The sequence below is a fragment of the Caulobacter sp. GW821-FHT11E11 genome, from assembly GCF_058808315.1.
The window spans coordinates 108335-120562 of sequence record NZ_JBXARO010000004.1; the positions used below are offsets into that span (position 1 = coordinate 108335).

The following is a 12228-nucleotide window of genomic DNA, read 5'->3' on the forward strand; positions in this document are numbered from 1 at the left end:
CTAGTCCCGGCGGCGAGCCCGAAAAGGTTGAAGTCTATACCGGTAGGGCGATTACCCCCTTCAGGGTCCTACCCGTCCCCCGGCGTGCGCACCGTGATCCCGCGCGCCCGCAGCTTGTCCAGCACGCCCTTCTCGGCCACCAGGCCCCGGATCGGATAGAGCGCCACGGCGTGACCGGGGGTCTTGAGCAGCTCGGCCAGGGCGTCGGCCTCGTCGTCGACCGACTGGCGCATCAGCTCGGGCACGCCGGGCAGCAGCAGCTGGCAGCGCTCGGCGCTGCGGGGGGCGGCCAGGGCGGCCTTCACCTCGCCCCGCGCCCAGGCCTCGGCGGCCGCGCGGCGGCTCGCCGTCCCGGCCTCGATCGTGTCCAGGGTCTCGGCCAGGCAGACCAGGCCCGCCTCGTCGGTATTGGCGCGGGCCAGGGACTTCAGCATCGGCATGGCCTTGCCGACCTTGGCCGAGCGCCCTTTGACCCGCCGCTTCTTGGCCAGGGCGTCGATGGTCCGGTCAGGCTCGGACATCAGGAGGCCGGTGGCGCGGTCGGCCTTGCCGCCCAGCTGCATGGCGATGAAGAGGGGCTTCCAGTCTTTCCAGCCATCCGGCTTCTTGGGATCGGCGGCGGCCCAGGCGCGCTGCGTGCGGGCCGCCAGCTGCGGCTCACGCGCCGCCCAGCCGCCGTCGTCCTTCAGGGTCTTGCGCAGCTTCAGCAGGGCCGGAATGTCGGTCAGGCCGGCGCGCCATTCCGGCGGGGTCAGCACCGCGAAGGCGCCGTCCAGGCGGCGCTCGACCACCGACTTGTCCCAGGCCAGGCCCTTGGGCACCGCAGCCGGCATGCCCAGGACGTAGATCGTGGTGTCGGCGTCCGACACGCGCCACCAGGCCGGCCCCGGCAGCTTGGCGCTGACCACCAGGGCCTCGACGACATTGGCCTGCGGGTCGTCGATCGCCTCCTGGGCGGATGCGCCGGTCGCAACGGATAAGGCCAAGGCGGCCAGGGTCAGGCGCATGTCGTCTCCCACGTGATGCGGCGCAACCCTCGCGGGACGGCGTGGCGGAAGCTTGACCTTATTCGGGCGCTGTCACGGTGAAGCCCTTGGCGCGCAGGCGATCCAGCACGCCGCCCTCGGTCAGCAGGGAGCGCAGTTCGATCACGGCCACGGCCTTGCCGGGCTTCTTCAGGGCCGTGGTGATGGCGCCGACGGCGTCGTCCTGGCCGTCCTTGAACTGGCGGGCGATCCAGGGCGTGGAGGCCAGGCACAGCTGATATCCGCGCTCAGCCGAGACCACCTCGCGCACCTGGCCCTCGGCCCACTGCTCGGCGGTCTCACGGACGCTGGCCAGGCCATTCTCGGCCTCCTTGAGGCCGGCGTCCAGGCACAGCGCCTGCAGCGGCTCGGGCGCCTCGGCCAGCGACTTGACCATGCCGATCAGGTCGTAGTCGTCGAGCTTCTTGACGCGCGGCTGGACGGCGACCGTCTTGCCCTTGGCCAGGTCGCGGATGCGGTCGCTCAGGCTTCCCAGGGTGATCGAGACGCCGCTACCCCGGTCGTTGGCGACGACGAAGCCGGCCAGCGCCGGCTTGAGATCGTCGTATTCGGTCAGAGGCTTGCCCCGCGCCGCCAGCTGCTTTTCGAGGCGCGCACGCAGGTCGGGCGGCAGGGTCTCGCGCATCGGCTTGTCCATCTTGAACTGCCGCCCCTTGCCGGGGATCAGGCCCAGCAGGCTCAAGATCCGCACCTCGGGCTCCTGGCCAAGGATCAGCACATTGGCGCCGTCCAGCCGGCGACGCAGGACCGAGTCGTCGAAGTCCAGCTTGTTCGGCGCGAAGGCCGGCATGCCCATCACATACACCGTGGTGTCGCCGTCGGTGACCTTCCACCAGGCCGGTCCAGGCAGGCGGGCGTTGACGATCAGCTCCTCGACCAGATTGGCCTGGCTGTCGACCGGCGTCAGGTCGACGGGCTTGGTCTGGTGGATCGAGACCTCGTTCTTACCCTGGGCTTGAGCCAGGGCGGAACCGCCGGACAGAAGACAAAGCATCAGGCCGGCGGCGGCGAAACGGGTCAGCGTCACTATCTGTGTTCCTCGAATGGCGGCGGAATCGCGCTAAACTCGTCCCTCTTCATTCGTTGGCCGAACTGGGTTCGCCTGGTCAACTTAAGGAGTTGCAATGTACGGCCCCGCTTCGCGGCGGCTTGTCATGCTTCGTTGAAAGTCGCTTCGAATGCCTATCCGCCGCCTGCCGCCCGAGACCGTCAACCGCATCGCCGCCGGCGAGGTGGTCGAACGGCCTGCGAGCGCCATCAAGGAGCTGGTCGACAACGCCATCGACGCCGGCGCTACGCGCATCGAGGTCGAAGCCCACGGCGGCGGCCTGACCCGGATCCTGGTGGCAGACGACGGCTGCGGTTTGTCGGCCGAGGAGCTGCCCGTCGCCATCGAGCGCCACGCGACCTCCAAGCTGGCCCCGGACGAAGACGGTCTGTGGGACCTGCTGCGCATCCACACCATGGGTTTCCGGGGCGAGGCCCTGCCGTCGATCGGCTCGGTGGCGCGGCTGCAGATTAGCTCGCGCGCCAAGGGCGGCAACGACGCCTTCTCGATCCTGGTCGAGGGCGGCAGCGTCGGCGATGTCGCGCCCGCCGCCTTCCCCGGCCCGCACGGCGCGCGGATCGAGGTGCGCGACCTGTTCTACGCCACCCCCGCGCGCCTGAAGTTCATGAAGTCCGAGCGCGCCGAGGCCCTGGCGATCACGGAGGAGATCAAGCGCTTGGCCATGGCCAATGAGAGCATCGGCTTCTCGCTGGACATCGACGGCCGCCGCATCCTGCGCCTGCCGGCCGAGCACCCGGGTCCGCAAGGACGCCTGGCCCGCCTGGCCAACGTGCTGGGCCGCGACTTCCAGGACAACGCCATCGAGATCGACCAGGTCCGCGACGGCGTGCGGCTGTCGGGTTTCGCCGGCCTGCCGACCTACAACCGCGGCAACGCCGCCCACCAGTACCTGTTCGTCAATGGCCGCCCGGTGCGCGACCGCCTGCTGACCGGCGCCTTGCGCGCGGCCTATGCCGATTTCCTGGCGCGCGACCGCCACCCGACGGCGGCGCTGTACGTGACGCTGGATCCGACCGAGGTCGACGTCAACGTCCACCCCGCCAAGGCCGAGGTGCGCTTCCGCGATCCAGCCCTGGTGCGCGGCCTGATCGTCGGGGCCCTGCGCCACGCCCTGGCCGGAGCCGGCCACCGCGCCTCGACCACCGTCGCCAACCAGGCGCTGGACAGCATCCGCGCCCAACAGAGCCCGTTCCCGGGTTACCAGCCGGGTCCGTCGCCGGCGGGCTTCTCGGCCTGGCGCGAGGGCGGCTGGATGCCGCCGACGCAACGGCCGATGGATCTGCCGGGGCTGAACGAGGTCTCGGCCCGCGTTGAGCCGAGCTACTCGCCTGGTTTTGGGGGCGAACTGGCCGAGGTGGTGCGCGAGGCCTATACCAGCGTCGCCTTCGAGGACCGCCCCGCTCCCGACTACGCGGCCGCCGCCCCGTTCGACCCGGTCGACTTCCCGCTGGGCGCGGCGCGCGCCCAGGTGCACGAGACCTATATCGTCGCCCAGACCCGCGACGGCATGGTCATCGTCGACCAGCACGCCGCCCACGAACGCCTGGTCTATGAGCGCATGAAGGGCGAGATGGCCGCCGGCGGCGTGGCCCGCCAGACCCTGCTGCTGCCCGAGGTCGTCGACCTGGACCCCGCCGAGGCCGAGCGCGTCGTCGCCCGGTCCGAGGAACTGGCGTCGCTCGGCCTCGTCATCGAGAGCTTCGGCCCCGGCGCGGTGCTGGTGCGCGAGACGCCCGCCTTGCTGGGCAAGACCGACGCCGCCGCCCTGATCCGCGACATCGCCGACGACCTGGCCGAGAACGGCCAGGCCCTGGCCCTGAAGGAGCGGCTGGAGGAGGTCTGCTCGACCATGGCCTGCCACGGCAGCGTCCGCGCCGGCCGCCGCCTGAACGGCGCCGAGATGAACGCCCTGCTCCGCGAGATGGAAGCCACGCCGCATTCGGGTCAGTGCAACCACGGGCGACCGACCTACGTCGAGCTGAAGCTGGCGGATATCGAGAAGCTGTTCGGGCGGCGCTAGAACCGAACTTCCGCCCAGGCGTTCGCCTCCAAACCCGGAGGCCTACCCATGGAAGTTCATCGCGGCCGACTGATCGACCACATCCAGCTGCGCGCCAAGGACCTGGAGACGACCAAGCGGTTCTACCGCGCGGTGCTGGCGGTGCTGGACGTCCCGTTCAATGAGGACGACACCCACCTGGACGCCGATGAGATCTGGATCGACCAGGGCGAGCCGGCCACCCATATCCACCTGGCCTTCCAGGCCAAGGATCGCGAGACGGTCGAGCGGTTCCACAAGGCAGGGGTCGAGGCCGGCGGTCGCGACAATGGCGGGCCGGGCGAGCGGCCCTATCATCCGGGCTACTACGCCGCGTTCCTGTACGATCCGGACGGCAACAATATCGAGGCGGTGTTCCACGGACCGTCCGAGCGCTCGGCCGACAGCGTCGTGTTCACGTTCGAGATGCCGAAGGCTTAAGCCGCGTTCTGGGCCAGCGCCAGGGGCGCGCCGTCGGGACCGCCGACCGGGACGTCCAGCAGTTCGGTGACCGCCAGGCCTTGCACCAGGTTGATGCCGCCGGCCTTGGCCGCTTCCAGCTCGACCGACGAGTTCACGCCGGCCAACGCCTGGACGAAGCCCTTGGCGGCGTAGCCCGACTTGCGCTCGACGAACTTCAGGATCTGCTTGAGGCGATCGTGCTCGGTCTCGCCATCCAGAACCAGGGTGATGGTGTCCAACAGTTCGGGCGGCAGGCCCTGGATCGGGAAGGTCGGATCGCTGACGCGCACGTCGAACCTGGCGAAGCTGCTCTTCAGGAAAGCCCGCATCTGCTGCAGCATCCCGAGCGAGGCCTCGCGCGGCGTGGCGTAGACCGTGGCGACCAGGCGCGGCTGCTGGTCCAGCGGATAGCGCGACAGGCGGCCCTTATAGGCCTCCTGCGACGATGGCGTGGTCAGGTTCCAGAAGCCGAACGGCACGTGGATCTCGCCGTAGGGGCCCTTCTTCAGGGCGGCCTGGGCGTCGGTCAGACAGACCAGGTCACGCTTCAGCAGCTTGGCGTCGTCCTCGGGCGCGGGACCTATGAGGTCCGAGCGCATGCCGATGGCCGAGCCCACGAAGGCGCCCTGGGCCATGTCGTAGATCCCCCACCAGCCGGTCTCGGCCGGCGGCGGCGGGGCTTCGACCCTAGCGGCCTTGGCGGGCGCAGCGGCGGTCTTAGCCTTGGCCGGGGCGGGCGCGGCGACGGGAAGCGGTTCCAGCTCCGGCGCGACGGCCTTGGACGGCTCGACTATCGGGATGGTCGAGATCGGCGCGGCGCTCTTGGCGGCCGGCGCGGGTTCTTTTTCGATCGTGGTCGCGGCCGTCAGCCCCCCCGAAGCCTTCTTCTCGGCGGCGTAGACCTTGGCCTCGGCGCGCGTGCTGGGCAGCGGGCCGTCGATGGAGTCGGCGGTGATCACGTGAACGCGGCCGGGCTCGCCTTCGTAGCCCTCGCCGTTCATCAGGCCGCGCAGTTCCTTCTGGGTCAGGGCGGCGAACTTCAGCACCGCCTGCTCGTCGCCCTCGAAGGTCATCAGCGCGATCTGGCCGATCGGACGGCCGGGGAAGAGCACCTTCTCCAGCTCGACCGCCAGGCCCTGAACCTCGGTCGGATCCAGGTGTTCGACATTGTGGTCGGCGATGACGAAGGCCAGGGGCGCCACGGCCCCGCACTTGCGTGGCTTGCGCCAGCGGGCCTTCAGGAACGCGTCCGCGACCCCTTGCGCCTTGTGCTTGGGGATATCACCGGGCTGGCTTTCGCCATCGGCGGTGAACAGGATGCGAAGGCAGGCAATGGCCGTCATGAGGACTGACCCTAGCGCGCCTTCATTTTTGAATTCTTACAACCGACGGGATAACGCGGTTTTATTTTAGACCCTGGGACGCGTCGTTCCGACGCACCCCGCCCGTCTAGACGAAGCTCTCGCTCAGGCGGAATTCCAGCCGCTCGCGGATCGCCGGCCAGTCGTAGTCGGTGATCGAGAAGACGGCGGTGTCGCGCACATGGCCGGTCCAGGTGACCTTGTGGCTGCGCAGCACGCCTTCCTTGCTGGCGCCCAGCTTCTCCACGGCCGCCTGGCTGCGGGCGTTGCGGACGTCGATCATGAACTCGACGCGGATGGCCCCGGCCTTCTCGAAGGCGTGGGCCAGCATAAGGCGCTTGCTTTCCGGATTGATCGGACCCGAGCGGCCTTCCGGGTTCAGGAAGGTCGAGCCGATCTCCAGCCCGCCATGCAGACGGCGGATGTTCAGATAGCTGGAGGTGCCGATCACCTTGCCGTCGGACAGGCGGCGGATGGCGAAGCCGATGCGCTCGCCGCGGTCGGTCTCGCCCTGCAGCGAACCCCAGAAGTCGTCGAAGCCTTCGCCGCAGCCATTGATCGACATGATCTCCCAGCTGGCGGGATCGCAGTCGACGGCGGCCTTCAGCTCGTCGCGGTGATCGATGGTGATCGGTTCGAGCCGGACGTAGCGGCCCTGCAGGGTGTCGGCGGTCAAGGTCAGCATGTCCCCGTTTTCGGTCAGGAGCGCCGTCATGACAAGTCGGCTTACGCGACGGGACCGCTTGCCGCCCGCGTAAAGCCAGTTTACAACCACTTCAAACAAGCGTTTGACACATAGAGAACCGGGCAGAGGGAACGACCATGGACTTCGACATCTCCCCCACGCAGCGCGCCTTCCTGGATCGCGTCACCGCGTTCATGGACGAGCACATCGTTCCGGCGATCCCGGTCTACGAGGCCGAGATGAACGTCCTCGGCGCCGAGCGCTGGAAGGTCGTCCAGGTCGTCGAGGAGCTGAAGGCGAAAGCCAAGGCCGCCGGCCTGTGGAACTTCTTCATGCCGCCGCACAGCGGCCAGACCCACGTCGACGACACCTTCCAGTTCGAAGGCGTGCAGCTGACCAACCTGGAATACAGCCTGATCGCTGAACAGCTGGGCAAGATCGGCTTCGCCTCGGAAGTGTTCAACTGCTCGGCCCCCGACACCGGCAACATGGAAGTGCTGATGCGCTACGGCACGCTGGCGCAGAAGGAGAAGTGGCTGCGCCCGCTGATGAACGGCGAGATCCGTTCGGCCTTCCTGATGACCGAACCGGCGGTGGCGAGCTCCGACGCCACCAACATCGAGACCCGCATCGAGCGCGACGGCGACCACTACGTCATCAACGGCCGCAAGTGGTGGTCCTCGGGCGTGGGCGACCCGCGCTGCAAGGTCGCCATCGTCATGGGCAAGACCGATCCCGACAACGCCAGCCGCCACCAGCAGCAGAGCCAGGTCCTGGTGCCGCTGGACGCGCCGGGCATCGAGATCGTCCGCATGCTGCCGGTGTTCGGCTATGACGACGCCCCGCACGGCCATGCCGAGGTCATCCTCAAGGACGTGCGCGTGCCGGTCGAGGACGCCCTGCTGCTGGGCGAAGGCCGCGGCTTCGAGATCGCCCAGGGTCGCCTGGGCCCCGGCCGCATCCACCACTGCATGCGCACCATCGGCACGGCGGAAGTCGCGCTGGAAAAGATGTGCAAGCGCCTGATGAGCCGCAAAGCCTTCGGCAAGTACGTCTCGGACCACTCGGTGTGGGAAGAGCGTGTCGCCGACGCCCGCATCGACATCGAGATGTGCCGCCTGCTGTGCCTGAAGGCGGCCGACATGATGGACAAGGCCGGCAACAAGTCGGCCCGCCTGGAGATCGCCATGATCAAGGTCGCGGCCCCGCGCCTGGCCCTGAAGATCATCGACGACGCCATCCAGGCCCACGGTGGCGGCGGCGTGACCACCGACTTCGGCCTGGCCAAGGCCTATGCCGGCATCCGCACCCTGCGCCTGGCCGACGGCCCGGACGAGGTGCACCAGCGCACGATCGCGCGGATGGAGTACGGCAAGTACGGCGACCTGGTCTTCAAGCAGAAGGCCGAGAAGGAAGCGGCCATGCAGGTGCCGGGGATCCGGTAGCAAAATCCGGGCGGACGGCTCATCGCGTCCGGGCGATGATCGCCCGATGAGTCGTCCCGCCCGTCTTGTTCTCGACCGCGCGCCATCGCCCATCGGCGAGCTGCTGATCGTCACCGACGAGGCCGGCCTGCTGCGCGCCGTCGACTTCCATGACTACGAGCACCGCCTCGATCGGCTGCTGAAGACCCACTACGGCCCGCTGCGGCCGGATGCCGGCGCGGCGCCCGCCTCCGTCCGCGAGGCCATCACCGCCTACTTCTCGGGTAAGTTCGCCGCCCTGAACACCATCGCCTGGACGACCAACGGCACGGCGTTCCAGCACGCGGTGTGGACGGCCCTGACGCAGATCCCGGCCGGCGAGACCATCACCTATTCCGAACTGGCCCGCCGCGCCGGGCGTCCAGCCGCGATCCGCGCCGCCGGCCACGCCAATGGTTCGAACCCGCTCAGCATCGTCGCGCCCTGCCACCGGGTGATCGGCATGGACGGAACCCTGACCGGCTACGGCGGCGGCATCGAGCGCAAGCGCTGGCTGCTAGCCCACGAAGGCTTCAGGCCAGGTTCGTAACGCCGCGCAGGGCCACGCGGCCGATCTGGAAGAATGGCAGGCTGAGGGTCACGCCGATCAGGGCGTTGAACACCATGGCGCCGGTGTTGAAGCGCTGGTCCGCGCCGTCCAGCGCCGCCGACAGCGCCCGGCCCGTCGCCGCGCCCAGCCAGGCGACGGCCAAAGCCAGGGCCATGGCCGCGCCGATGCGGGGCTGGTAGCCCAGATACAGCGCCGCCACCCCGTGCGAGGCGATCAGCACACCGCCGAGGGCCCGCCCTTCGGCCAGCAGCGGCGTCTTGGGGGTGTCCTCGTCGGCCAGTCCCGCCAGGCCCAGCATGGTCTGAGGCCGCGCCAGGATCATGCCGCCCAGCGTGCCGCCGATGACGCAGGCCAGGACCGCCAGGAGCAGCGACAGGACATAGCTGGACATCAAGGATCCTCAGGCGGGCGCGTGACAGACGGCCTCGACGTTTCGACCGTCCGGGTCAAGCACGAAGGCGGCATAGTAATTGGGATGATAATGAGGCCGCACGCCGGGGCCGCCATTGTCGGTCCCGCCCGCCGCCAGGGCCGCGGCGTGGAAGGCGTCGACCTGGGACCGGTCGGCGGCGATGAAGGCCACGTGCATCGGGCCGGTCAGGGTCTCGCCCTGGCTGATCCAGAAGCTGGGCTTGCCGGCCTGGATGTCGCGCCGGTCGGCGGTGGGGCCGTAGCCATAGAACGCCGTGCTGCCGGTCTGCTCGGCGCTGACGCTCATCACCACGGCGATGCCCAGAGCGCCGAACGCGGCGTCATAAAACGGCTTGGCCGCCTGGAGATCACGGACCGTCACGCCCATATGATCGATCATCGAAGGCTCCTCTGAATTAACCCTTCGCGAAAAGTTCGCGGGCGTCGTCCTTGACTCCCCCGAGCCCCCTGCCTAACTCACGCCCGACGTTGGCACTCGATGGGAGCGACTGCTAACAGCAACGCTCCCCGGTCCGACGCAGCCTTACTTGAAACCGTTCCGACGGAGAACACCCATGAAATTTCGTCCCCTGGGCGACCGCGTCCTCGTGAAGCGCGTCGAAGAAGAAACCAAGACCAAGGGCGGGATCATCATCCCCGACACCGCCAAGGAAAAGCCGCAGGAAGGCGAAGTCGTCGCCGTCGGCCCCGGCGCGCGTAACGACAAGGGCGAAGTCGTCGCCCTGGACGTCAAGGCTGGCGACCGCATCCTGTTCGGCAAGTGGTCGGGCACGGAAGTGAAGGTCGACGGTCAGGACCTCCTGATCATGAAGGAAAGCGACGTCCTGGGCGTGGTCGAGGGCTAATCCCTCCCTGTTTCCAGACGCTTTCTTCCTAGAAATTCCTATTTCAGAAAGGCGCCCTCCATGGCCGCTAAAGACGTTTATTTCGGTTCCGACGCGCGCGACAAGATGCTGCGCGGCGTCAACATCCTCGCCAACGCCGTGAAGGTGACCCTGGGCCCCAAGGGCCGCAACGTGGTCATCGAGAAGTCGTTCGGCGCCCCGCGCACCACCAAGGACGGCGTCTCGGTCGCCAAGGAAATCGAACTGTCGGATAAGTTCGAGAACCTCGGCGCGCAGATGATCCGCGAAGTCGCCTCGAAGACCAACGACAAGGCCGGCGACGGCACCACGACCGCCACGGTCCTGGCCCAGGCCATCGTCCAGGAAGGCCTCAAGTCGGTCGCCGCCGGCATGAACCCGATGGACCTGAAGCGCGGCATCGACAAGGCCGTCCTGATCGCCGTCGAGGACATCAAGAAGTCCTCGAAGAAGGTCACGACCAACGCTGAAATCGCTCAGGTCGGCACCATCTCGGCCAACGGCGACAAGGAAGTTGGCGAGATGATCGCCAAGGCCATGGACAAGGTCGGCAACGAAGGCGTCATCACCGTCGAAGAAGCCAAGACCGCCGAAACCGAACTCGACGTCGTCGAAGGCATGCAGTTCGACCGCGGCTACCTGTCGCCGTACTTCATCACCAACGCCGACAAGATGGAAGTTCAGCTGGAAGAGCCGCTGATCCTCCTGTTCGAAAAGAAGCTGTCGTCGCTGCAGCCGCTGCTGCCGGTGCTGGAAGCCGTCGTCCAGTCGGGCCGCCCGCTGGTCATCATCGCTGAAGACGTCGAAGGCGAGGCCCTGGCCACGCTGGTCGTCAACAAGCTGCGTGGCGGCCTGCGCGTCGCCGCCGTCAAGGCTCCGGGCTTCGGCGATCGCCGCAAGGCCATGCTGGAAGACATCGCCATCCTGACCGGCGCTCAAGTCGTGTCGGAAGACCTGGGCATCAAGCTCGAGAACGTGTCGCTCGACATGCTCGGCAAGGCCAAGAAGATCTCGATCACCAAGGACGACACCACGATCGTGGACGGCATTGGCGAGAAGGAAGCGATCGAAGCCCGTATCGCCCAGATCAAGCGCCAGATCGAAGACACCACGTCGGACTACGACAAGGAAAAGCTGCAAGAGCGTCTGGCCAAGCTGGCCGGCGGCGTTGCGGTCATCCGCGTCGGCGGCTCGACCGAAGTCGAAGTGAAGGAAAAGAAGGACCGCGTCGACGACGCCCTGAACGCGACCCGCGCGGCCGCCGATGAAGGCATCGTCCCGGGCGGCGGCACCGCTCTGCTGTGGGCTTCCAAGGCCCTGGCTGGCGTGACCGGCGACAACGACGACCAGACGGCCGGCATCGCCATCGTCCGTCGCGCCCTGCAATCGCCGATCCGCCAGATCGCCGAGAACGCCGGCGTCGAAGGTTCGATCGTGGTCGGCAAGATCCTGGAAAGCGACTCGAGCGCGTTCGGCTTCAACGCCCAGAGCGAGCAGTATGTCGACCTGGTCGTCGACGGCGTCATCGACCCGGCCAAGGTCGTCCGCACGGCTCTGCAGAACGCCGCCTCGGTGGCCGGCCTGCTGATCACCACGGAAGCCGCGATCGTCGAAGCCCCCAAGAAGGGCGGCGGCGCTCCGGCCGGCGGCGGCATGCCGGGCGGCATGGGCGACATGGACTTCTAATTTAGAAGTTCAGCTCAACGCTGAAACGATCGAGGGCGGGTCCGAAAGGTCCCGCCCTTTTTCTTTGGCGCCTAGCCGATCACCTCGGCGCGCCATTTCTGATTGTCGCCGCCGTGCCACGCGTAGCTGAGGATCCGCACGCCATCGCCGATGTTCGCATGGTCGATGTCGGCGACCTGGCTGTGGTCATAGTTGTTCAGCGCGAACCAGGTGTCGTCCAGGTAGTCGGTGGTGAAGGCCGAGTAGAACTCCGCGCTCAGCCGCAGGGCGTCCCCCTCGTCGCCAAAGCCCAGCCGCAGCGGATTGGGTCCCTCGCCCGCCACCCACTGCAGCGAGAAGCCGTTCGGCACGTACTTGGCGCGCCAGAGCGTGGTGTTGTCGTTGTAGCCGCTCAACGGCCGCAGGACCGCCGCGCCGTAGCCGTTCTGGTATTCGTCCACGTGCCCAATCACGTAATTCTGGTCGGAATAGGCGTGAAAGCGCACCACGGCGTTGTCCGGTATTCCCGACATCGCGACCTCCCCATACGATTGTTTCCGCAGAGGAAGTTGC

12 protein-coding genes and 1 pseudogene are annotated in these 12228 nt (G+C 67.8%); 6 read left to right on the forward strand and 7 right to left on the reverse strand.

The features are described from left to right. Window positions 1-68: 68 nt before the first annotated feature. Both AC1RR5_RS10875 and AC1RR5_RS10880 read right to left on the reverse strand, forming a co-directional pair. Window positions 69-1007: a TraB/GumN family protein gene (locus AC1RR5_RS10875; protein WP_492921506.1), complete on the reverse strand. Its 939-nt coding sequence runs from the start codon at window positions 1005-1007 to the stop codon at window positions 69-71. A 58-nt stretch (window positions 1008-1065) separates the two neighbouring features. Continuing rightward, window positions 1066-2113, reverse strand: a pseudogene (locus AC1RR5_RS10880) (TraB/GumN family protein); the annotation flags it as partial. Between the two features lie 111 nt (window positions 2114-2224). On the opposite strand from AC1RR5_RS10880, the gene mutL reads away from it, so the two are divergent. Together mutL and AC1RR5_RS10890 are read left to right on the forward strand one after the other, a co-directional pair. Further along, complete coding sequence (mutL, locus tag AC1RR5_RS10885; protein WP_492921508.1) at window positions 2225-4135, forward strand: DNA mismatch repair endonuclease MutL; 1911 nt, start codon at window positions 2225-2227, stop codon at window positions 4133-4135. A gap of 48 nt (window positions 4136-4183) precedes the next feature. Beyond that, window positions 4184-4594 (forward strand): VOC family protein, encoded by a 411-nt coding sequence (locus tag AC1RR5_RS10890; protein WP_492921510.1) that lies wholly within the window; start codon window positions 4184-4186, stop codon window positions 4592-4594. On the opposite strand, the gene AC1RR5_RS10895 is transcribed toward AC1RR5_RS10890, so the two are convergent. Both AC1RR5_RS10895 and AC1RR5_RS10900 read right to left on the reverse strand, forming a co-directional pair. Beyond that, window positions 4591-5958, reverse strand: a complete 1368-nt coding sequence (locus AC1RR5_RS10895; RefSeq protein ID WP_492921511.1) for a hypothetical protein — start codon at window positions 5956-5958, stop codon at window positions 4591-4593. The genes AC1RR5_RS10890 and AC1RR5_RS10895 overlap by 4 nt on opposite strands. Window positions 5959-6064: 106 nt before the next feature. Then, window positions 6065-6661, reverse strand: a complete 597-nt coding sequence (locus tag AC1RR5_RS10900) for a GNAT family N-acetyltransferase (RefSeq protein ID WP_492921513.1) — start codon at window positions 6659-6661, stop codon at window positions 6065-6067. Between the two features lie 137 nt (window positions 6662-6798). On the opposite strand from AC1RR5_RS10900, the gene AC1RR5_RS10905 reads away from it, so the two are divergent. Both AC1RR5_RS10905 and AC1RR5_RS10910 read left to right on the forward strand, forming a co-directional pair. Continuing rightward, window positions 6799-8106 (forward strand): acyl-CoA dehydrogenase family protein, encoded by a 1308-nt coding sequence (locus AC1RR5_RS10905; protein WP_492921514.1) that lies wholly within the window; start codon window positions 6799-6801, stop codon window positions 8104-8106. 46 nt (window positions 8107-8152) lie between these two features. Beyond that, window positions 8153-8674 carry a methylated-DNA--[protein]-cysteine S-methyltransferase gene (locus AC1RR5_RS10910; RefSeq protein WP_492921516.1) on the forward strand — a complete coding sequence of 174 codons (522 nt, stop codon included), beginning with the start codon at window positions 8153-8155 and terminating at the stop codon, window positions 8672-8674. Here the strand turns inward: AC1RR5_RS10910 and AC1RR5_RS10915 are convergent. Further along, window positions 8658-9086, reverse strand: coding sequence for a DUF4345 family protein (locus AC1RR5_RS10915; RefSeq protein WP_492921517.1), 429 nt, complete (start codon window positions 9084-9086; stop codon window positions 8658-8660). The genes AC1RR5_RS10910 and AC1RR5_RS10915 overlap by 17 nt on opposite strands. A 9-nt stretch (window positions 9087-9095) precedes the next feature. Further along, window positions 9096-9506 carry a VOC family protein gene (locus AC1RR5_RS10920; protein ID WP_492921519.1) on the reverse strand — a complete coding sequence of 137 codons (411 nt, stop codon included), beginning with the start codon at window positions 9504-9506 and terminating at the stop codon, window positions 9096-9098. 175 nt (window positions 9507-9681) lie between these two features. Here AC1RR5_RS10920 and groES point away from each other — a divergent pair, with 175 nt between their 5' ends. Beyond that, window positions 9682-9972 (forward strand): co-chaperone GroES, encoded by a 291-nt coding sequence (gene groES, locus AC1RR5_RS10925; RefSeq protein ID WP_291876365.1) that lies wholly within the window; start codon window positions 9682-9684, stop codon window positions 9970-9972. A 60-nt stretch (window positions 9973-10032) separates the two neighbouring features. After that, the gene (gene groL, locus AC1RR5_RS10930; RefSeq protein ID WP_492921520.1) at window positions 10033-11676 is read left to right on the forward strand and encodes a chaperonin GroEL; all 1644 of its coding nucleotides are present in this window, start codon (window positions 10033-10035) and stop codon (window positions 11674-11676) included. A 71-nt stretch (window positions 11677-11747) separates the two neighbouring features. Here the strand turns inward: groL and AC1RR5_RS10935 are convergent, their stop codons facing one another. Continuing rightward, window positions 11748-12188 (reverse strand): hypothetical protein, encoded by a 441-nt coding sequence (locus AC1RR5_RS10935; RefSeq protein WP_492921521.1) that lies wholly within the window; start codon window positions 12186-12188, stop codon window positions 11748-11750. Window positions 12189-12228 lie beyond the last annotated feature (40 nt).